This window comes from Comamonas sp. CMM03, assembly GCF_019218715.1.
Lineage (GTDB): Bacteria > Pseudomonadota > Gammaproteobacteria > Burkholderiales > Burkholderiaceae_C > Comamonas > Comamonas terrigena.
This window is the reverse complement of record NZ_JAHUXB010000006.1, coordinates 352,754-372,359: the sequence shown is the minus strand read 5'-3', so window position 1 is coordinate 372,359 and position 19,606 is coordinate 352,754. Positions and strand designations below refer to the sequence as shown.

At 66.6% G+C, this 19,606-nt stretch carries 17 protein-coding genes; 6 read left to right on the top strand and 11 right to left on the bottom strand.

The window, feature by feature from the left end:
- The first annotated feature begins 95 nt into the window (after positions 1 to 95).
- The 4 genes from KW830_RS20535 to KW830_RS20520 all read left to right on the top strand — a co-directional run bounded on the left by KW830_RS20535 (position 96) and on the right by KW830_RS20520 (position 4,144).
- A complete protein-coding gene (locus tag KW830_RS20535) occupies positions 96 to 791 on the top strand; it encodes a hypothetical protein (protein ID WP_218334231.1) in 696 nt (231 codons plus the stop codon).
- A 412-nt stretch (positions 792 to 1,203) separates the two neighbouring features.
- Entirely contained in the window at positions 1,204 to 1,767 is a 564-nt protein-coding gene (locus KW830_RS20530; protein WP_218334230.1) for a TRAP transporter small permease, read from the top strand.
- Entirely contained in the window at positions 1,764 to 3,062 is a 1,299-nt protein-coding gene (locus KW830_RS20525; RefSeq protein ID WP_218334229.1) for a TRAP transporter large permease, read from the top strand. Before KW830_RS20530 ends, KW830_RS20525 begins: the two co-directional genes overlap by 4 nt.
- A gap of 44 nt (positions 3,063 to 3,106) precedes the next feature.
- A complete protein-coding gene (locus KW830_RS20520) occupies positions 3,107 to 4,144 on the top strand; it encodes a DctP family TRAP transporter solute-binding subunit (RefSeq protein WP_066540912.1) in 1,038 nt (345 codons plus the stop codon).
- A 127-nt stretch (positions 4,145 to 4,271) separates the two neighbouring features.
- On the opposite strand, the gene KW830_RS20515 is transcribed toward KW830_RS20520, so the two are convergent.
- A complete protein-coding gene (locus KW830_RS20515) occupies positions 4,272 to 6,113 on the bottom strand; it encodes a Na/Pi symporter (RefSeq protein WP_218334228.1) in 1,842 nt (613 codons plus the stop codon).
- A gap of 263 nt (positions 6,114 to 6,376) precedes the next feature.
- Between KW830_RS20515 and KW830_RS20510 the strand changes: the two genes are divergently transcribed.
- The gene (locus KW830_RS20510; protein ID WP_218334227.1) at positions 6,377 to 7,489 is read left to right on the top strand and encodes a malate/lactate/ureidoglycolate dehydrogenase; all 1,113 of its coding nucleotides are present in this window, start codon (positions 6,377 to 6,379) and stop codon (positions 7,487 to 7,489) included.
- Positions 7,490 to 7,560: 71 nt separating this feature from the next.
- On the opposite strand, the gene KW830_RS20505 is transcribed toward KW830_RS20510, so the two are convergent.
- Positions 7,561 to 8,541, bottom strand: a complete 981-nt coding sequence (locus KW830_RS20505; RefSeq protein ID WP_218334226.1) for a 2-hydroxyacid dehydrogenase — start codon at positions 8,539 to 8,541, stop codon at positions 7,561 to 7,563.
- 90 nt (positions 8,542 to 8,631) lie between these two features.
- Positions 8,632 to 10,488 carry an ABC transporter ATP-binding protein/permease gene (locus tag KW830_RS20500; RefSeq protein ID WP_218334225.1) on the bottom strand — a complete coding sequence of 619 codons (1,857 nt, stop codon included), beginning with the start codon at positions 10,486 to 10,488 and terminating at the stop codon, positions 8,632 to 8,634.
- A gap of 44 nt (positions 10,489 to 10,532) precedes the next feature.
- Between KW830_RS20500 and KW830_RS20495 the strand changes: the two genes are divergently transcribed.
- Positions 10,533 to 10,955 carry an acyl-CoA thioesterase gene (locus KW830_RS20495; RefSeq protein ID WP_066540928.1) on the top strand — a complete coding sequence of 141 codons (423 nt, stop codon included), beginning with the start codon at positions 10,533 to 10,535 and terminating at the stop codon, positions 10,953 to 10,955.
- Between the two features lie 110 nt (positions 10,956 to 11,065).
- On the opposite strand, the gene KW830_RS20490 is transcribed toward KW830_RS20495, so the two are convergent.
- The 8 genes from KW830_RS20490 to KW830_RS20455 form a co-directional block, all read right to left on the bottom strand.
- Complete coding sequence (locus tag KW830_RS20490) at positions 11,066 to 11,683, bottom strand: polymer-forming cytoskeletal protein (RefSeq protein ID WP_218334224.1); 618 nt, start codon at positions 11,681 to 11,683, stop codon at positions 11,066 to 11,068.
- A gap of 242 nt (positions 11,684 to 11,925) precedes the next feature.
- Entirely contained in the window at positions 11,926 to 12,408 is a 483-nt protein-coding gene (locus tag KW830_RS20485; RefSeq protein WP_066541517.1) for a thioesterase family protein, read from the bottom strand.
- Between the two features lie 230 nt (positions 12,409 to 12,638).
- Positions 12,639 to 13,424: an enoyl-CoA hydratase gene (locus tag KW830_RS20480; RefSeq protein WP_218334223.1), complete on the bottom strand. Its 786-nt coding sequence runs from the start codon at positions 13,422 to 13,424 to the stop codon at positions 12,639 to 12,641.
- A gap of 66 nt (positions 13,425 to 13,490) precedes the next feature.
- Positions 13,491 to 14,330 carry a thioesterase family protein gene (locus tag KW830_RS20475; protein WP_218334222.1) on the bottom strand — a complete coding sequence of 280 codons (840 nt, stop codon included), beginning with the start codon at positions 14,328 to 14,330 and terminating at the stop codon, positions 13,491 to 13,493.
- On the bottom strand, positions 14,327 to 15,391 hold the full coding sequence (locus KW830_RS20470) for a serine aminopeptidase domain-containing protein (RefSeq protein ID WP_218334221.1): 1,065 nt from the start codon (positions 15,389 to 15,391) through the stop codon (positions 14,327 to 14,329). Before KW830_RS20470 ends, KW830_RS20475 begins: the two co-directional genes overlap by 4 nt.
- A gap of 4 nt (positions 15,392 to 15,395) precedes the next feature.
- Positions 15,396 to 16,589 (bottom strand): acetyl-CoA C-acyltransferase, encoded by a 1,194-nt coding sequence (locus tag KW830_RS20465; RefSeq protein WP_218334220.1) that lies wholly within the window; start codon positions 16,587 to 16,589, stop codon positions 15,396 to 15,398.
- A 20-nt stretch (positions 16,590 to 16,609) separates the two neighbouring features.
- The gene (locus KW830_RS20460) at positions 16,610 to 19,012 is read right to left on the bottom strand and encodes a 3-hydroxyacyl-CoA dehydrogenase/enoyl-CoA hydratase family protein (protein ID WP_218334219.1); all 2,403 of its coding nucleotides are present in this window, start codon (positions 19,010 to 19,012) and stop codon (positions 16,610 to 16,612) included.
- 84 nt (positions 19,013 to 19,096) lie between these two features.
- The gene (locus KW830_RS20455) at positions 19,097 to 19,543 is read right to left on the bottom strand and encodes a DUF2147 domain-containing protein (protein WP_218334218.1); all 447 of its coding nucleotides are present in this window, start codon (positions 19,541 to 19,543) and stop codon (positions 19,097 to 19,099) included.
- Positions 19,544 to 19,606 lie beyond the last annotated feature (63 nt).

Here is a 19,606-nt window from a genome sequence, read left to right as displayed (position 1 = left end):
CGACATCTCGAGAAACTTCCGATGACTATCGAAGTGATAGCAGCATGATGCGCCATGTCGGTCTGGCACGGCACATCTCCCAACCAGGAGCAGCCGTGAGCTACACCACCCGCCAAGTCCAGAATCTGTTGACCAAGCCGGAGCTGGAACTGTTCCAGGCCAGCCGCATCGGCGCCATCAAGGCCTTCAATGCACGGCAGCTGGTGGGCAAGATTTCCCGTGCACGTGCGCTGCGCGACAAGTACCGCGACCTCTACCAGCGCCAGACCGTGCGCACCGCGACCGCCCCGGCCACCCCGCGCAAGGTGACGGGCACGGCCAATCTACGCACCGACGTCAAAGCCGATGTGATGCAGGAAGTGCTGGGCCGTTTCGAGGCCCAATTCGAGAAGGTGCAAAGCCCCCCCGGCCAGGCCAGCAAGAAAGCACCTGCTGCCAAGCGGGCGCCAGGCAAGGCCACAGGCAAGGCCGACATCGCCATGCGCGGGGTGAAAGGCACCACCCCCAGGCAGCTGGCGCGCACCCAACGCGCGGCAACCGATTTGGCGCAGGAGGTCGTGCAGTCGCGCGCCGCCACCCCCAAGCCTGCCGCCAAAAAACGCGCAACACCCTCTGCGGCAACCCAAACCGCCACCACCTCCGCCGCCAAGACGGGCCGCACCAAGGCAGTCGCCGCACCCGCCAAAACCCCGGCCAAGGCAGTGCGCGCCACCGCAGCCAAGAAATCTGCCGCAGCGAGCGCCCCCGCCAGGCGCAGCAGCCCCAAGGCAGGTAAAAAGGCCGCGGCGTGACGCCCTGCCGGTGATGTGGCACCCGGCGCTGCCACGCGGCGCGCGCCCCTGCCCATGCCCATGGGGCCCGGCGTGGCAACCGCGAACGCAGCGCCGCCCGGCCCCTCTGCACACAGGCCCTTGTGAGGGCCGGTTGCCGTTCAGGGGGTGAAGCCGCTGCCGTGCCCGCCGACCGCCGCAGGCAGCCGGCGATCGCGGCCGGCCTCTGACAGGCCTTGCACATTCGTTGCGCGGATGCTCCAAACCAAGGGAAATGCCTATTGTTTGGCGACAGGCCGTGCCGCGTTGTTCCTCGATAATGCCCCAGCGCACCCACCGGTGCGTTCTCCACTCCACACCTCACGGTGCACAACGCCGCGGCGGTAGAGGGACTGCATTTCAACCATGTGTGTTTTTCTGACTTCCCGCGTTCATGTCCTCCATTCCTCCCGAGACCGAAGGTGCGGCCGATGCCGGCGCGCGCCCGGATGAGCCTCGCTCCCTGCGCATAGAAGACTGGCTGACGGTGGCCATCATGGCCGCACTGGCCCTGATCACCTTTGCCAATGTGCTGGTGCGCTACTTCACCGACTCCTCCTTCGCCTGGACCGAAGAAATCTCGGTGTTCCTGATGATCCTGCTGGCCCTGGTGGCCGGCTCCGGTGCGGTGGCGCGCAACCAGCACATCCGCATCGAGTTCTTTGCCGACCGGGGCTCCGTGGCCCGCCGCCGTGCACTGGCGCGCTTCGGCACGCTGATGGTGGCCCTGCTGTTTGCGGTGATCGCCGTGCTCAGCGTGCGTGTGGTCTGGGACGATTACCGCTTTGAAGAGACCTCGCCCGGCATCGGCGTGCCGCAGTGGTGGTATTCGATCTGGCTGCCCCTGGTGTCGGCCCTGATCACGCTGCGCGCCCTGGGCCTGTTTGTGCGCCAGGGCAAGCCCGGCGCCTTCACCGAAGACGAGACCATCGAAGCCTCCGGCAAGGAGGCCCCATGATCGCCACCCTGCTGTTTCTGGCCTTTCTGGGCCTGATGTTCGTCGGCGTGCCCATTGGCGCCGCCCTGGGTCTGGCCGGTGCGGCCGCGATTGCGCTGGCCAATGCCGATACCCAGTGGTTCGGCCTGCTGGCCGTGCCGCAGAACTTCTATGCCGGCCTGGGCAAGTACCCGCTGCTGGCGATCCCCATGTTCGTTCTGGTGGGCTCCATCTTTGACCGCTCGGGCGTGGCCTTGCGCCTGGTCAACTTCGCCATCGCCATCGTGGGCCGCGGCCCCGGCATGCTGCCGCTGGTGGCCATCTGCGTGGCCATGTTCCTGGGTGGCATCTCGGGCTCCGGCCCGGCCAATGCCGCCGCCGTGGGCGGCGTGATGATTGCCGCCATGAGCCGCGCCGGCTACCCCAAGAGCTTCTCGGCCAGCGTGGTGGGCGCTGCCGCAGCGACCGACATCCTGATTCCGCCATCCGTGGCCTTCATCATCTACTCGGTGCTGGTGCCCGGCGCCTCGGTGCCGGCCCTGTTTGCCGCCGGCATGGTGCCCGGCGTGCTGGCGGGGATTGCCCTGATCGTGCCGGCCGTGTGGATGGCACGCCGGCACAAGATGGGGGCACTGGAAGCCACCCTGCCCCGCCCGGCTTTCTGGAAGAGCCTGAAGGAAGCCTCCTGGGGCCTGGCCGCGCCGGTGCTCATCCTGGGCGGCATGCGCGCCGGCTGGTTCACCCCCACCGAAGCCGCCGTGGTGGCCGTGTTCTACGGCCTGTTCGTGGGCATGGTCATCCACCGCACCATCCGCGTGCGCGACCTCTACCCCATCCTGCGCGAAGCGGGCGAGCTGTCCGCCGTGATCCTGATCGTGGTCTCGCTGGCCGGCATCTTTGCCTTCTCCCTGTCCACCCTGGGCGTGATCGACCCGGTGGCCGCCGCCATCGTGAACTCCGGCCTGGGCGAATACGGCGTGATGGCGCTGCTGATCCTGCTGCTCATCACCGTGGGCATGTTCCTGGACGGCATCTCCATCTTCCTGATCTTTGTGCCGCTGCTGCTGCCCATCATGAACCACTACCACTGGGACCCCGTGTGGTTCGGCGTGATCCTCACGCTCAAGGTGGCGCTGGGCCAGTTCACCCCGCCGCTGGCCGTCAACCTGATGGTGTCCTGCCGTATCGCCGGTGTGCGCATGGAGTCCACCGTGCGCTGGGTGGGCTGGATGCTGCTGGCCATGTTCCTGGTGATGGTGCTGGTCATTGCCTTCCCGCAGCTGGCGCTGTGGCTCCCGGCGAAGCTGGGCTATTGAGTGTTCCCCCGGTTCCGATTCCCAACCTATAAGGAGACAAAACCATGCAACTGCGCACTTTCCTGACCACCGCCGTGGCGGCCGCCGCCACCCTGGCCTTTGCCCTGCCTTCCGCCATGGCCGAGACCAAGTACAAGAGCGAATACCGCATGTCCCTGGTGCTGGGCACCGCCTTCCCCTGGGGCAAGGGCGGCGAGATCTGGGCCGACAAGGTGCGTGAGCGCACCCAGGGCCGCATCAACATCAAGCTCTACCCCGGCACCTCGCTGGTGCAAGGCGACCAGACGCGTGAGTTCAGCGCCATCCGCCAGGGCGTGATCGACATGGCCGTGGGCTCCACCATCAACTGGTCGCCCCAGGTCAAGGCGCTGAACCTGTTCTCGCTGCCCTTCCTGTTCCCCGACTACGCGGCCGTGGATGCCGTGGTGCAGGGCGACACCGGCAAGGAAATCTTCAAGACCATCGACAAGGCCGGCGTGCTGCCGCTGGCCTGGGGCGAGAACGGCTACCGCGAGATCTCCAACTCCAAGAAGGCCATCACCAAGCCCGAAGACCTCAAGGGTCTGAAGATCCGCGTGGTCGGTTCACCGCTGTTCCTGGACACCTTCACCGCCCTGGGCGCCAACCCCACGCAGATGAGCTGGGCCGATGCCCAGCCCGCCATGGCCAGCAGCGCCGTGGACGGCCAGGAGAACCCGATTGCCGTGTACATGGCCGCCAAGCTGCAGTCCGTGGGCCAGAAGCACATGACGCTGTGGGGCTACATGAACGACCCGCTGGTGTTTGTCGTGAACAAGGACGTCTGGGCCAGCTGGACGCCGGCCGACCAGGCCATCGTCAAGCAGGCCGCACTGGACGCGGCCAAGGAACAGATCGCCATCGCACGCAAGGGTCTGGTGGAGCCCGGCAAGCCCCTGGTCAAGGACCTGGAAGGCCTGGGCGTGACGGTGGTCGACCTGAATGCGGCACAGCGCAAGGTGTTTGCCGACGCCACCAAGAGCGTCTACACCAAGTGGAAGCCCCAGATCGGCACCAACCTGGTGGACATGGCCGAGAAGGCCATCGCCGGCAGCCGCAAGTAAACAGCGCCACGGGCACATCGCTGCCGCATGGCAGCGGCGTGCCCCGGCTGCGCGGGGCGCTGCTGCCCTGCCCCGCGTCTGCCGCCGCTCCCGGCGCTCCCAGCCGGGCACCCGCAGTGCGCCGCACTCACAACCCTTCGATCAGCGGCGCCTCCCCCATCAGCACTTCCATCTGGCGCGCCACGGCGTGGCCCTCGCCCAGCAGCAGCACCTGGCGCAGACTGGCCAGCATGCGCTGCGCAAACCCCAGATCGTTCATCAGCGAGCTCGCCACCAGGCCGGGCAAGGCACCGCTGCGGATGCCGGCGAACAGGTGCTGGCGAAACTGGTCGGCAAAGTTCTGGTTGCGGTCGTCCAGTGCCTGCAGCTGGGCCGCCCATTCGGTGTCTGGCGCATCGGAGCGGCCCAGTGCGCGCACATCGCGCAGTGCCAGCAGCACATGGTGGCGCAGCTCGATATAGCTGCGCCGCGCCGCACTCTCGGTGGGCTCCGGCAGGTAGCGGTGCATATTGCGCTGCAGGCGGTGGGCGTTCTTGACGGCATCCACCATCTGGAAGGCGGCCACCTGGCTGTCGTGCCAGAACTGTTGCTGGGCCGGGTCGGCCGGCAGGTCCACCTTGCCCATGAAGGCCAGCAGCTGGGCGTAGACGCCCTTGATGTGCAATTGGTAGAGCCGGTCGGCATCCACACGCTGCAGCTCCACCCGGGCGCGCAACTGGGCATCGTCGCGCGGCGGGTCTTCCAGCATGGCCAAGGGACAGTACAGCGCATGGCAGATCACTTCCAGACTCAGCCGCCCCATGTGCTGCAGCTCCTGGGCCACGGCACGTGCCGCGCTTTCGGTGGTCTGCAGCGCACTGGTCTGCAGGTAGCGGGCCTGCGTGGCTTCGGCGGCCTGCTCGGTCTGGGTGGCAATCAGCACGGCAGGCTCGGCCTTGTCCGGCAGCCAGCGGGTGAGCGCCGCCGCCAGCTGCGGCTGCCAGGGCCAGAACAGCAGCACCCCCAGCACATTGAACAGGGTATGGAACAGCGCCAGCTGGATCAGCAGATTGCTGCCCGCGCCAAACCACCCCGTGGCCTGCACCACCAGCCAGCTCAGCGGTGACAGCAGCGCAAAGCTGACCACGGCCGTGCTGCAGTTGAACACCACATGGGCAATCGCCAGGCGCTGGCCGCTGCGGCTGCTGCCGATCATACCCATCACGGCCGTGGACACGCTGGAGCCCACATTGGAGCCGATCGCGATGCACAGCGATTGCTGCAGCTCCAGCTGGCCGCTGCCCAGGGCCGCCAGCGTCAGCATCAGGGTGGCATGGCTGGACTGCACCACCACGGTGATCAGCGCCCCGACGGCCACAAACAGCAACGCGCCCTGCAGACCGTCGGCGCTGTAACGCTGCAGGTCCATGTCGCCAAAGCTGGTGAAGCCCTGCTTGATCTCGTCAATGCCCAGAAAGATCAGGCCAATGCCCAGCAACAACCGCCCGATGGCCGCGCCGCGGGCACCGGAAAAGCCCAGCAGCACCCCGAACACCAGCAGCGGCATGGCCAGTGGCGCCATGCTCAGGTTCTGGCCGGCCATGGCCAGCAGCCAGATGCCGCTGGTGGCTCCCAGGTTGGCGCCAAACAGCACGGCCAGGCTGCCCGCCAGGGTGATCAGGCCGGTGCTCAGAAACGCAATCGTCAGCAGCGACACCAAGGTGCTGGACTGCAGCAAGAAGGTGGCCACACAGCCGAATAGCAGACCTTTGCCCGGGGTGGCCGTGCTGGCAGCCAGCAGCGCCTGCAGCCGCCCCCCGGCCAGGCTTTTGAGCCCCTGTTCCAGTTGCTGCATGCCGAACAGGAACAGCGCCAGGCCGGCGCACAGCGTGAGCCAGCCCGGGCTGAACCAGAACGACCAGGCCAGCGCCCCGGCGGCCAGCGCAATCAGCGAATGTTTGGAATACGTGGAATACGCAGCGGCCAGCACGGAGGATCTCCCCTTGTCATACGGCGGTCATATGGAAGGCATATGGCGGGCATATGGAAAAGCGGCTGAGCTTAGCGGAAGCGGTCCATCTCAGGGCCTGCCCGCACTTGACCTGCATCAACCGCCTCTTGCGACGCCATTGCAGCACGCCCGCCGGCACCGCGCAATGCGACGCCTGGGCGACGGCACCTCATGGTTTCCCGGGTTGCCGCTGCGCTGCGCGCTTTGCAAGCTGGCAGCACCTCCGCTTCCCCCTTGCCACCATGTCCCACGCCCTGATTGCTCCCGCCACGCTGCACCGCTGGGTGCAGGACCTGTGGACCGCCGCCGGCTCCAACGCCCGCGAAGCGGGCCTGACCGCCGACCACCTGGTACAGGCCAACCTCAGCGGCCACGACTCCCACGGCGTGGGCATGGTGCCGCGCTATGTGCTGTCCTGGCAGGCCGATGCGCTGCAGCTCAACCAGTCGGTGCGCGTGGTGCACGACGGCGGCAGCCTGCTGAACCTGGACGGCCAGTGCGGCATGGGCCAGGCCGTGGCCGAGGAAGCCATGGCCCTGGCCATCACCCGCGCACAGCAGCACGGGGTGTGCATCCTGGGCCTGCACCACAGCCACCACATCGGCCGCGTGGGCCACTGGGCCGAGCAGGCCTGCAGCGCCGGACTGATTGCCATCCATTTCGTGAACGTGCTCTCCAGTGCCTTGGTCGCGCCCTGGGGCGGGCGCCAGGCCCGCTTTGGCACCAACCCCTTCACCATCGGCGTGCCGGTCGACGGCGCGCCACCGCTGCTGCTGGACTTCGCCACCAGCGCCATCGCCATGGGCAAGGTGCGCGTGGCGCTGAACCAGGGCCACGCCGTGCCGGCCGGCTGCCTGCTGGATGCCGACGGTGCCCCCACCACCGACCCGCAGGCCATGTACCCGGCCACCGGTGACGGCATGGGTGCGCTGCAGACCTTCGGCGGCCCGGTGGCTGGGCACAAAGGCTATGCGCTGGCTTTCATGTGCGAATTGCTGGGTGCGGCCGTGGCCGGTGGCCAGACCATCCGCCCCGCCACACTGCAGCGCAACGCCGGCGTGTGGAACAACATGCTGGCCATTGTGTTCGACCCGGCCCGCCTGGGCAGCAGCGCCACGCTGGGCCACGAGGTGCAGGCCTTCATCGACTGGGTGCGCTCCGCCGAATGCCAACCCGGCGTGCCAGGCATTGCCGTGCCCGGCGAGCCCGAGCAGGCCATGCGCCGTGCCCGCGCCCAGGCCATTCCCCTGGATGCCGCCACGCTGGCCGAGCTGGACCGTGCAGCGGCCCAGGTGCAGGCCGCACGCGGCAGTGGGCCGGGGCCGCTGTCCGCGCTGGTGCAGACTGGCTCCTGAGCAAGCCGCAGTTGCTCACTCCTTGACCCTGCGGCCTTGCATGCCGGCGCCATGCTGCCGGCAGAGACCGCTCAGACCGGCGAGACCAGCGGGCGGCCGGCCAGATGGGCCTGCACATTGGCCACAAAGCGGTCCACCGTGGCCTGCACCGATTCGGGCGACCAACCGGCCACGTGCGGCGTCAGCAGCACATTGGGCAGATCCAGCAGATCCTGGGGAGCGAGTGGCTCGCTCTCGTACACGTCCAGCGCGGCAAAACCCAGCTCGCCGCTGCGCAGCGCAGCGGCCAGGGCCTGGGTATCCACCACGCTGCCGCGGGCGATGTTGACCAGGTGGCCCTGCGGGCCCAGGGCGCGCATCACGGTGGCATCCACCAGGTGCAGGGTCCCGGCGCCGCCGGGCGTGGCCACGACCAGCACATCGGCCCATTCCGCCAGCGCCAGCAGGCTGTCGAAGTAGGTCCACGGTGCATCGGCCTTGGGCGAGCGGTTGTGGTAGCCCACCTCCATCTCGAACGCCTGGGCACGCAGCGCGATCTTGCGGCCGATGGTGCCCAGACCCAGCACGCCCAGGCGCTTGCCGGTGATGCCGGCGGGCAGCGGCAGCGTGGTGCGCCACACACCGGCACGCAGCTGTGCACCGTAGTAGTCCAGCTGGCGCACGCTGGCCAGCACCAGGGCCAGGGTGTGATCGGCCACGCAGCTGTCATTGGTGCCCGCACCGTTGCCGGTGGCAATGCCACGCGTACGGGCATGGGCCACGTCCACTTTCTCGTAGCCGGCCCCCAGCGCGCAGACCAGTTGCAGCGCCGGCAGCTGGTCCATCTGCACTGCACTCAGGCCCACGGAACCGATGGTCAGCACCACCTGCACGCGCGCAGCGTGCTGCTGCAGCGCCGCCTCGGCAGCGGCGGGTTCGGGCACGTAGACCAGTTCCAGACTGGGCAGACGCTGGGCAATCTGCTGCAGATCCTCGTCGGCAACGACGGTGTTGATCAGCAAGATGGGACGGGAGGCGGCGGCGATGGGAGCGGTAGCGGTAGCGGAAGTCATGAGAGTCTTTCAGGGGAACGCAGGAAACACAGCCCCGACCGTACCGCATTCCCAGCGTGTGGCCGTGCTGATGGAAAACATGAGGACAGGCTATGCCTTCAGCGGTGCAGCTTCCGTGCCACCTTCGCTGCCATCCGCCTCACCGCTTTGCTGCAAGGCCCACATCTGGGCATAGCGCCCGTTCAGCGCCAGCAGCTCGCTGTGGCGGCCACGCTCCAGGATACGACCGGCCTCCATCACCAGAATTTCGTGTGCATCCACCACCGTGGACAGCCGGTGGGCGATCAGCAAGGTGGTCTTGTTGCGCGCCACCTGGGCCAGCTCCGCCTGGATGGCCCGCTCGTTGGCGCTGTCCAGCGCCGAGGTGGCCTCGTCAAAAATCAGCACCGGCGGGTTCTTCAGCAGCGTGCGGGCAATGGCCACGCGCTGCTTTTCACCACCGGACAGCTTCAGCCCCCGTTCCCCCACGCGTGTGGCATAGCCCTGGGGCGTGGCCGCAATGAAGTCATGGATGCGGGCCGCCTGGGCCACGGCCACCACCTCGTCGTGGCGGGCACCGGGCCGGCCATAGGCGATGTTGTATTCCACCGTGTCGTTGAACAGCACCGTGTCCTGCGGCACGATGCCGATCGCGCACCGCAGGCTGTCCTGCGTGACATGGCGGATGTCCTGGCCGGCGATGGTGATGCGCCCGCCCTGCAGGTCATAGAAACGGAACAGCAGCCGTGCCAGCGTGCTCTTGCCCGAGCCGGAGGGCCCCACCACGGCCACGGTCTTGCCGGCAGGAATCTCGAAGCTCACATCCTGCAGAATGGGCCGCGCCGGGTCGTAGGCAAAGCGCACCTGTTCAAAGCGCACGGCAGGCTCTCCCGCCAGCTGCAGCGGCGCAGCATCCGGCGCATCGGCCACTTCGCGTTCCTTGTCCATCAAGGTGAACATGCGGTCCAGGTCCACCAGGCTTTGCTTGATCTCCCGGTAGAGCACGCCCAGAAAGTTCAGCGGGATGTACAGCTGGATCATGAAGGCATTGATCATCACCAGATCGCCCAGCGTCAGCGTGCCCGCCACCACGCCCTGGGTGGCGCGCCACAGAATGGCCACCAATGCCACGGCAATGACCAGTTGCTGGCCGCTGTTGAGCAGCGTCAGGGTGCTCTGGCTCTTGAGGCGCACCTTGCGCAGGCGCTCCAGGTTCTCGTCGTAGCGCGCCGCTTCGAAGGCTTCGTTGTTGAAGTACTTGACGGTTTCGTAATTGATCAGCGAATCGATCGCCTGGGTGTGGGCGGCCGAGTCATGCTGGTTGGCCGCACGGCGAAACTGGGTGCGCCACTCCGTCACCTTGACGGTAAAGGTGATGTAGACCACCAGCGCCGCCAAGGTGATGGCGGCGAACCAGGGGTCGAACTGCACGGCCATGATGCCCAGCACCAGCGCCACCTCGATCAGCGTGGGCACGATGCTGTAGAGCGAGTACGAGATCAGCGACTCCACGCCCTTCACCCCGCGCTCGATGTCGCGGGTCATGCCGCCGGTCTGGCGCTCCAGGTGGAAACGCATGCTCAAGGCATGCAGATGGAGAAAGGTCGCCAACGCGATGCTGCGTGCCGCGCCGTGGGTGGCCTTGGCAAACACCAGCTCCCGCAGCTCCGAGAACAGCGAGGTGCACAGCCGCAGCAGCCCATAGGCCAGCAGCAGGCCCACCGGCACCACCAGGATGGCAAGCGGGTCGCCAGGCTTCAGCGTCAGCGCATCCACCAGGTTCTTCAGCAGCACCGGCACGCCCACATTGGCCAGCTTGGCCCCCACCATGAACAGCAGGGCGGCGATCACCCGCCATTTGTATTCCCACAGATAGGGCAGCAAACGGCGCAGCGTGGCGGCGTCACGGCCAGAAGCCTGGGGCGTGGTCGTGGAAATGGGATCGGGGGGAGCGGCGTGGTGGCGCATGCGGTGACAATTTCGCAGTTTTGTTGTTTTGCGAGATTGTGCCCATGTCCACCCCCAACTCCCCCGCCCATGTCACCTTGCCCACAGACAAGGAGCTGGTGCTCAAGGTCATTCCCATGCCCGGCGACTGCAATGCCAATGGCGATATCTTTGGCGGCTGGGTGATGTCGCAGGTCGACCTGGCCGGCTCCGTGCTGCCGGCGCGCCGCGTGCAGGGCCGCATGGCCACGGTGGCAGTGAAGGAATTCATCTTCAAGCAGCCGGTGCGCGTGGGGGATCTGCTGTCGTTCTATGCCCACCTGTCGCATGTGGGCCGCACCTCGGTGACGGTGGAGGTGGAGGTCTATGCCGAGCGCATCCAGCGCCAGGGCCGCTACATCAAGGTGACCGAGGCCACGCTGACCTATGTGGCCATCGACGAAGCCGGCCGTCCCCGCGCCATTCCGCCCGAAGTCAGCGGCAACTGAGACGCCTGTGCAGCCTGAGGCGGCGGCACACCGGCCTGCAGCACTGCGGGAGAAAGATCCCGGCCTTCCGCAGTGGCCGCCCTCCCGCAGCACAGGAGGGCGTGGCCGGCTTACACGGCCAGCGAGGACGACGAGGACGACGAGGACGAGGTCTCGTCGGCCAGTTGCAGGCCGGTGCTGCTGGACGTGCCGCTGGAGAATGCGCTGCTGGAGCTGGAGGCGGTACCTGCCCCCACCTGGATGTCGCCGCTGAGCTGGCCGCCTTCTTCGATCACGATCTTGCCGTAGCGGATGGAGCCGCTCACCTTGCCGGTGCTGAAGATCACCAGCTTCTGGCGCACGGTCAGGTTGCCATTGAATTCACCGTGGATTTCGGCAATGTCGATCTCGGCGGAGCCACGGAACGCGCCCTGCTCGGCAATCTGGATCACGCGGGAATTCATGGTTGCCTCGACCGTGCCTTCCACCACCAGGGTGTCGCAGTCGGTGATCTCCACCCCTTTGAGCTTGATGTTGGGGCCGACGGTGAGCTTGCTGCCGCTGCTGTCACTGGATGCCGAAGAGGTGCTGGAGCGGGGGCTAGTGGAAGACATGCTGGTGCTGGATGTACTGGATGTGCTGCCGTAGCTGCTGGAACTGCCTGTGCCCAGCGCGCTGCCGCTGGTCGAGGTACGGGTGGAAAAAGTGTCGTTGTCGCGCTTGCCGAAAAAGGGGTTCTGCACTGCCATGGGTCCTCCTGCGAAAAGCTGCATCCTAGAAAGGATGTTGTGCAACGAAGACAGCAAGATCGCAAGAGTTGTAAGCAAAAATCGCACATGCAACATGCACTTGCAGTTCTTTCGTTTGCAAGTATTTTGAGAGCATGTGACGCTGGCGCAGCGCGCTTCGCCAGCACTTGGGCTTTGCACATCATGAAACCGCAAGGTGCGTACGGCAGTGCCGCGCCCGGCCGGCTTTGTGTCAGCCGTGGTTACGAGACGATGTAGGCCGCCGCACCGGCGGTCAGCAAGGTACCGTCCTCACCCAGGAATTCCATGCGCGTGGATGCCACGCGCGAGCCCAGGCGCAGCACACGCGCCTGGACACTGAACACCTCGCCAATCCCCTGGCGCAGAAAATCCACCCGCAGGTCGATGGTGCCCAGGCGCGCAAAACGCTGCATGCGCTGCACCACCGGCTCGTCCATGTGCTTGGCAGCAATGGCGGCCATCACCGCCACGCCCCCCATGGCATCCAGTGCAGCGCTGATGGCACCGCCGTGGAGGCGGTTGTAGCCAAAGTGGCCCACCAGCTCAGGCTTCATCACCATGCGGGCCTGGGCCTCCTGCGGGGTGACGGAGACCAGCTGCAGGCCCAGCACCTTATGGAAGCTGATCAGCTCTTCCGTCAGCTGGCGCATGGCGGCAATGAATTCCGGCTCGAACGCCGTGGGAACCGCGGGGGTCTGGGGCATGTCCATGTCCTGTCCAATCCAGGAACAGCCTGTGGCTATGCGGCCGCAGATTCCGGACCTTGCGCTTCGGAATCCGCCACCGCCGGAACACAGGACGCTCCTATTTTTAGTGTGCAAAAGTCCCACGAAAAAGGCCCGCAGCTGAAGCTGTGGGCCGTGGCACGGGGGATCGGGCACCGCGTCACCGGATGGCGCTGCGGGAAGCGGCCGGAGCCCCCGGCCTGCCGGTCTCAGCAGTGGCTGAAATCGGGCTTGCGCTTTTGCATGAACGCGGTGAAGGCTTCCTTGGCCGCAGGAGCCGTCAGCATGCGGCCGAAGCTGGCGCCTTCTTCGGCCATCTGTGCCTTCACGGCGGCCTGCTGGCCGCCCTTCATCAGGCGCTTGGTCTCGATCAGCGCGCTCACGGGCTTGGCCGCCAGCTTCTTGGCCTGGGCCTGGGCATAGGCATTGACTTCGGTGGGCGGCAGCACGCGGTTGACCAGACCCACTTCCAGCGCGGCTTCGGCCATGAAGGGCTCGCCCAGCAGCAGGGCTTCGGCGGCACGGTGGTAGCCCAGCATCTGCGGCAGCAGCAGGCTGGAGGCCGCTTCCGGGCACAGGCCCAGGTTCACGAAAGGCATGGAGAACGCGGCGTTGTCACCGGCGTAGACCAGGTCGCAGTGCAGCAGCAAGGTGGTGCCGATGCCCACGGCCGGGCCGGCCACGGCCGCCAGCAGGGGTTTGGGGAAGCTGGCGATGCCGTGCAGGAAGCGGAAGGTGGGGCTTTCCTGCGGCAGGCCCTGGCCGTCCTGGCGGTTCAGGAAGTCGCCGATGTCATTGCCGGCACTGAAGATGGTGGCATCCCCCTGGATCACCACCACGCGCACCGCGTCATCGGTGGCGGCGCTGGCCAGGGCATCGGCCATGGTGCCGTACATCAGCTGCGTGATGGAGTTCTTCTTGTCGACGCGGTTGAAGGTGATGGTGCGCACACCGGCTTCGGTGTGGACCAGGATATCGGTGGTGGTTTCGCTCATGGATAGGCTTCCTGGGGAGAAGGAAAAATCGGCACGCTGTGCAGCCTGGCTGCACACAGCGATGCTTCACTCTTTGTAGTACACGGTCTGGTGCGATGTGGCCAGCAACTGGCCTTTCGCATCCCAGACCTGGGCGCTCTGGTCGAAAAAGCCGTTGCGGAAAGCCTGGGCATCGGCCTGGCCCAGCACATGCTGGTCGCCCTGCGCAGCGAGCTGCGCACGGTCGGCATGGAAGTAGGTGGTGATCGACACCGTGCCCGCCGGCACCCGCCGCGCACGGCGCAGCCACACGCGGGGGAAGAACACGTCGCACAGCGCCGCCAGCGCAGGGAAGTCCAGCGCACGCGGCGGATTGTCGCGCACCCACAGCTGGCTCACGGGCTCATGCGCGCTGTCGTCCCACACTTTGGGAATGGCACCGGTCACCACGCGCATGTCGTAGCGCTGCAGCCACTCCATGGCGCCGGTGGTGTCGAAACGCTCGCAGGTGGCAGGGTCGGGCATGTGGGGCGGACGGCCGTCTTCGATGCTGAAGGTGTCGCGCCGCACTGCCGTCACGGCCGTCGCCGTGGTGGTGACCTGCTGATCGCCGTTCTCGTCATCCTGCAACAGCACCACCGTCCAGTGCTGGGTGGAGCGGTTGGTACGCACCGGAGTGGCTTCGATGCGGTAGGGACCTGCCGCCACCGGGCCGGCAAAGTTCACCGTCAGTGCCACCGGGTCGCCCAGGCAGTCCGGGTGCTGCAGGATGCTGTGCAGCATCAGCGCAGCAGTGGCGCCACCGTAGGGGCCCACCATGTTCCAGTAACCGGCGTGGGTATGGCCTTCGTAAACCCCGGGCTCGCGCGGCTGCAGCGCCAGCATGGCGTCCAGCGCATGGCCTGGGGGGGTGCTCGAATCTGTCATGTTGCCTCCGTGAACCGATCACCCTGCCCCGCCGCCATCGAGGGCGCAGCAGGGGGGCAATGCTTGGCCACCACTGTAGCGGGTTCCGCCAGCGTCGCCTGACTCGCAGGCGCCACCGCCGAACCGCCATGCGGTCGCCGCGGCAGCCCCTCCATGTCCCCCGCCGGGCCCAGCCACTGCTCCAGCACGGCCGCCGCACGCGGCCACAGCGTATCGGCCATGTCTCGGCGGAAAAACCCGAAATGCCCGATGCGCGGCTGACCGGCATCGGCAGGCCGCACCCGTTCGAGCACCTGGGGGGCGTTGCGGTACCAGCTCAGCAGCGAACGCGTGCTGTTCCAGGACATCATCTCGTCGTCGGTCATCGACAGCGCATGCAGCGGATAGCGCACCGCGGCATAGCTTTGGCGTGCACGCTCGCCTTCCACGCCCAGGCTGTAGCTGGGGTGCATGCACCAGCGCCGCCACTGCCAGACCACGCCCGCCGGCAGATCGCCAATCAGCCCCAGGCGCTTGCCCGGCAGACAGCCGCACAACGCCGTAATCACTGGCTGTATGCACCACCACCACAGCAGCGCCTTGCGCTTGGTCGGCGGAGCGTTGTCACGCCAGTAGCCGCTGCCGCTGGCAACGGTCAGCATGCCGTCCACCGGCAGCGCCGGCCGGCACAGGCCCGGTAGCTGGGCCCCCACGCTGTGGCCCACCCACAGCACCGGACGCTGCAGGCCCTCAACGGCGTCCAGCGCGCGCAGGTGCTGGGCCACGGCCAGGCAGTCCTGGGCCCAGTCCAGCAGGTCGGCCTTGGCCTGGCGCAGCGGGCCCTGCAGCGAGGCCGCATGGCCCCGGTAGTCAAAAGTGGTCACGGCCAGACCGCGTGCGGCCAGCCATTCGGCAAACGCCGCATAAAAGGTTTGTGGCACGCCTACGGCCGGCGCCAGCACCACCCGGCCGCGCACGGGCGCGTCGGTGGGCTGGCAGTGGCGCAGCGCCAGCCGGGCATCGCTGCCCGGCACGGCCAGCTGGGCTTCGGTCCACCCGACTGGTTGCAGAAGGGTGGTCATGGCCTCAGACGCTCTCAAAGATGCCAGCGGCGCCCTGGCCGGTGCCCACACACATGGTCACCATGCCGTACTTCAGCTTGTGGCGGCGCAGCGCGTGGACCACGGTGGCCGCACGGATGGCACCGGTCGCCCCCAGGGGGTGGCCCAGGGCAATGGCACCACCCATGGGGTTGACCTTGGCCGGGTCCAGACCCAGGCTGTTGATGACCGCCAGCGATTGGGCGGCAAAGGCTTCGTTCAGCTCGAACCAGCCGATGTCCTGGTGGTTGATGCCGGCATAGCGCAACGCGGCAGGAATGGCCTCGATGGGGCCGATGCCCATGATTTCAGGGGGCACGCCGCGGGCGGCAAAGCTGACGAAGCGGGCCAGCGGCGTCAGGCCGAACTGCTTGACGGCCTTCTCGCTGGCCAGGATCAGCGCACCGGCGCCATCGCTGGTCTGCGAGCTGTTGCCTGCCGTCACGCTGCCACGTGCGGCGAACACCGGGCGCAGCTTGCCCAGCGCTTCCAGCGTGGTGTCGGGGCGTGGACCTTCGTCCAGGCTGACGGTGCGGGCCCTGGTGATGACTTCGCCGGTGGCCAGATCGGGGCTGCGGTCGATGATGTCGATGGGGGTGATCTCATCGGCGAATTCACCCGCCTGCTGGGCGCGCACGGCACGCAGGTGGGATTCCAGCGCGAAGGCGTCCTGCATCTCGCGCGTCACCTTCCACTGCTGGGCCACTTTCTCGGCGGTCAGGCCCATGCCGTAGGCAATGCCCACGTTTTCGTCCCGCGCAAAGATCTCGGGATTGAACGAAGGTTTGTTGCCGCCCATGGGCACCATGCTCATGGACTCGGCACCGCCCGCGATCAGCACATCGGCTTCGCCGACACGGATGCGGTCGGCCGCCATCTGGATGGCCGTCACGCCCGAGGCACAGAAGCGGTTCACCGTCACGCCGCCGATGGGGTGGTCGAACGCCAGGCCCACGGCAATGCGCGCCATGTTCATGCCCTGCTCGCCTTCGGGGAAGGAGCAGCCGATGATGGCATCCTCGATCGCCTTGGGGTCCAGCGTGGGCACCTGGGCCATGGCGGACTTCAGCGTGGCCACCAGCAGGTCGTCCGGACGGGTGTTCTTGAAATAGCCCCGGCCCGAGCGGCCGATGGGCGTGCGCGTGGCGGCAACGATGTAGGCGTCTTGTACTTGTTTCATGGTTCTTGTCTCCTTGCCAATCAGTTGCGAACCGGCTTGCCGGTGTTCAACATGCCCAAGATGCGTTCATGGGTCTTGGGTTGGCCGATCAGGTGGCAGAAGGCCTTGCGTTCCAGCGCCAGCAGGTATTCCTCGGTCACCAGCGAGCCGGCATCCACGTCGCCGCCGCAGACGATCTCGGCAATCATCGAAGCGATCTTGAAGTCATAGGCGCTGATGAAACCGCCATCGCGCATGTTCACCAGCTGGGCCTTGATGGTGGCCATGCCGCTGCGGCCCGCCACCGGGAACAGGCGCTTGAGCGGCGCGCGCCAGCCACCGGCGGCCATGGAGCGCGCTTCGTTGATGGCGGTGAACAGCACCTCATCCTTGTGCGGCACGATCAGGTCGGAATCCAGCAGATAGCCCAGCTTGCGCGATTCGATGGCGCTGGTGCCCACCTTGGCCATGGCCGCGGCGGTGAAACCCTCGGTCAGGAAGGGCAGCACATCCTTGCTGGTGGACTGGGCCATGTTCTCGGCCGCACGGCGGGCGATATAGGTCAGGCCGCCGGCACCGGGGATCAGGCCCACGCCCACTTCCACCAGGCCGATATAGCTTTCCATGTGGGCCACGCGGCGGGCGCTGTAGACGGCCAGCTCGCAGCCGCCGCCCAGGGCCATGCCGTGGATGGCCGCCACCACCGGCACCTGCGCGTAGCGGATGCGCAGCATCATGTTCTGCAGCTCGGCTTCGATGCTTTCGATGGCGTCGGCGCCACCGATCACAAAGGCGGGCATGGTGGCTTCCAGATCGGCACCCACGCTGAAGGGCGCGTCACCGGACCAGATCACCATGGCCTCGAAATCGCTCTCGGCGGTTTCCACGGCTTCCACCAGGCCTTCCATCACCTCGGGGCTGATGGCGTGCATCTTGTTCTTGATGCTGGCGATCAGCACCTGACCGTCCAGCGTCCAGGTGCGCAGCGCCTTGGTCTCAGCAATGGTGGTGCCGGCCGTCTTCCAGTCCGGCAGGCTGTCTTCGCCCAGCAGCTTCTCGGGGAAGATCTGGCGTTCATAGACGGGCAGCACGCGGCGGGCGACAAACTTCTTCTGCGCCGGGCTCCAGGAGCCTTGGGCCGTGTGCACGCCGCCGGCTTGCGCCACCGGGCCTTCGAACACCCAGCGGGGCAGTGGCGCCGTGGACAGCGCCTTGCCGGCATCGATGTCCTCCTGGATCATCGTGGCCACCTGCAGCCAGCCGGCTTCCTGCCAGAGCTCGAACGGGCCTTGCTTCATGCCGAAACCCCAGCGCATGGCATGGTCCACATCGCGTGCGGACTCAGCAATGGTCTCCAGGTGGATGGCCGCGTAGTGGAAGCTGTCGCGCAGAATGGCCCACAGGAATTGGCCGGGCGCGCCTTCGGCATTGCGCAGCAGCGGCAGGCGTTCGGCTGCGGGCTTCTTCAGCATGCGGCCGTAGACCTCGTCGGCCTTCTGGCCGCCGGGCACGTAGTCCTCGCTGTCCAGCTCGAACTGCAGCACCTCGCGGCCCACCTTCTGGTAGAAGCCTTTTTTCGCCTTCTGGCCCAGGTGGCCCAGGTCCAGCAGTTTCTGCAGCACGGCGGGCGTGCCGAAGTTGCCGTAGAAGGGGTCGGTCTCCGGGCTCAGATTGTCCTGCAGCGTCTTGATCACATGGGCCATGGTGTCCAGGCCCACCACGTCGGCGGTGCGGAAGGTGCCGCTGGAGGCGCGGCCCAGCTTCTTGCCGGTCAGGTCATCGACCACATCGAAGGTCAGGCCAAAGTTCTCGGCCTGCTTCATCGTGGACAGCATGCCGGCAATGCCGATGCGGTTGGCGATGAAGTTGGGTGTGTCGTGCGCACGCACCACGCCCTTGCCCAGACCGCTGGTGACAAAGGCTTCCAGCTGGTCCAGCACCTCGGGACGGGTGGTGGGGGTGTTGATCAGTTCCACCAGCGGCATGTAGCGCGGGGGATTGAAGAAGTGGATGCCACAGAAACGCGGCTTGATGGCGTCGGGCAGCGCCTCGCTCAGCTTGGTGATGGACAGGCCCGAGGTGTTGGATGCCACCAGCGCATGCTTGGCGATGAAGGGGGCGACCTTGGTGTAGAGGTCCAGCTTCCAGTCCATGCGCTCGGCAATGGCTTCGATGACCAGGTCACAGCCCTTGAGCAGCTTCAGGTGCTCCTCGTAGTTGGCAGCCTGGATCATGTCGGCATCTTCGGCCACGCCGATGGGCGAAGGCTTGAGCTTCTTCAGGTTGGCGATGGCGCGTTCGGCAATGCCGCTCTTAGGGCCTTCCTTGGCGGGCAGGTCAAACAGGATGACCGGGACCTTGACGTTGACCAAATGGGCGGCGATCTGCGCGCCCATCACGCCGGCGCCGAGCACGGCGACTTTCTTGACGTTGAATCGGGACATGGTGTTCTGGGTGAAAAGACGCAGCCCCGGCCAGCGGCCGGGCTGCGTCGAAATAGGGGAGTAAGACGGGCAGGCGCGCGGTGCTTACTGCACGCGCACCCAGGTCTGGGTGCGGCCAAACGGGCCGATGGAGCCGCGCACTTCCAGCTTCTTGCCGTCGTCGATCGGGGTCAGGCGCAGGGTGTAGCTCTTGCCGCTTTCGGGGTCGAGGATCTTGCCGTCCTCCCAGACGGTCTTGCCCTCGGCCTTCTTGACACCGGTGATGATGGGCAGGCCCACCATGGGCTTACCCTTGAGGCCGTCCTTGCATTCGGTGCAGACCGCGGCAGGGTCGGCACCCTTGCGCAGCAGCTTGGTGACATGGCCGCTGAGCACGCCCGCGTTGTCACTGATCTGGATTTCCGATTTGGCTTCGCCGGTCTTGTCATCCACGCTGTGCCAGGTGCCCACAGGCGTCATCTGTGCCCAGGCGGCAGACATGCCACCAACCATCACCACTACGGCAGCTACCAGTACTTTTACGGTCTTCATATCCAGGTCCTTTCTGTTCGAACTTCAGGATTTGTCTCCACAGGCCGCTCCGCTGTTTGAGGG